1 protein-coding gene is annotated in these 1,220 nt (G+C 69.0%); it reads right to left on the bottom strand.

Features of this window, described 5'->3' with window-relative positions; genetic code table 11:
- Window positions 1–1,220, bottom strand: a 1,220-nt coding sequence (locus ACFXKA_RS43005) for a phosphoenolpyruvate carboxykinase (GTP) (RefSeq protein ID WP_379431911.1), incomplete at both ends; no start/stop codon positions are given.

Below are 1,220 nucleotides of genomic sequence, written 5' to 3'. Positions count from 1 at the left end.
TTGTCGCCGAAGCCGGGCCACAGGAACTTCCCGTCGGCGCTGCGCCGGAACCAGTTGACCTGGAAGATCTTCGGCAGCTGCGCGCCCGCGCGCTCCCCCATCGCCAGCCAGTGCGCGAAGTAGTCGCCCACGTGGTAGCCCAGGAACGGCAGCATGGCCATGGGGTCGCGGCGCACCACGCCGACCTTGCCGGCCGCGGCGGCCGTGGTCTCCGACGACAGCACCGAAGCAGTGAACACCCCGTGCGCCCAGTCGAAGGACTCGGCGATCAGCGGGATGGTGGTGGCACGCCGGCCGCCGAAGAAGATCGCCGAGATCGGCACGCCGCGCGGGTCGTTCCACTCCGGGGCCACCGACGGGCACTGCTCGATCGGGGTACAGTAGCGCGAATTCGGGTGCGCGGCAGGGGTTCCCGAGCCGGGAGTCCAGTCCTCGCCGTGCCAGTCGATCAGGTGGGCCGGGGCCTGCTCGGTCAGGCCCTCCCACCACACGTCACCGTCGTCGGTGCGGGCGGTATTGGTGAAGATGGAATTGCCCGCGTCGATGGTGGCGATGGCGTTCGGATTGGTCCGCATGCCGGTTCCCGGTGCGACGCCGAAGAATCCGGCCTCCGGGTTCACCGCGTAGAGCCGCCCGTCGGCCCCGAACCGCATCCAGGCGATGTCGTCGCCGACGGTCTCGGCCTGCCAGCCGGGCAGGGCCGGTTCGAGCATGGCGAGGTTGGTCTTGCCGCACGAGGACGGGAAGGCCGCGGCGATGTAGTGCGTCTTGCCTTGCGGCGAGGTCAGTTTCAGGATGAGCATGTGCTCGGCCAGCCAGCCCTCGTCGCGACCGAGGACCGAGGCGATGCGCAGCGCGAAGCACTTCTTGCCCAGCAGCGCGTTGCCGCCGTAGCCCGAGCCGTAGCTCCAGATGGTGCGGGTCTCGGGGAAGTGCGCGATGTATTTGGTCTTGTCACACGGCCACGCCACATCGGGCTGCCCGGGGCCGAGCGGCGCGCCCACCGAGTGCAGGCACCGCACGTATTCCGTGTCGCCGGTGAGCTTTTCCCACACCGGCGCGCCGGAGCGGGTCATGATCTGCATCGACACCGCGACGTAGGCCGAATCGGTGATCTCCACACCGTATTTCGGCTCGGCGGCATCCAGCGGGCCCATGCAGAAGGCGATCACGTACATGGTGCGCCCGGCCATCGCCCCACGGTAGTGCTCGGTCATGAC

The sequence above is a fragment of the Nocardia sp. NPDC059228 genome (assembly GCF_042754245.1).
Classification (GTDB): Bacteria; Actinomycetota; Actinomycetes; order Mycobacteriales; family Mycobacteriaceae; genus Nocardia.
This window is presented reverse-complemented; position numbering and strand designations above follow the sequence as displayed.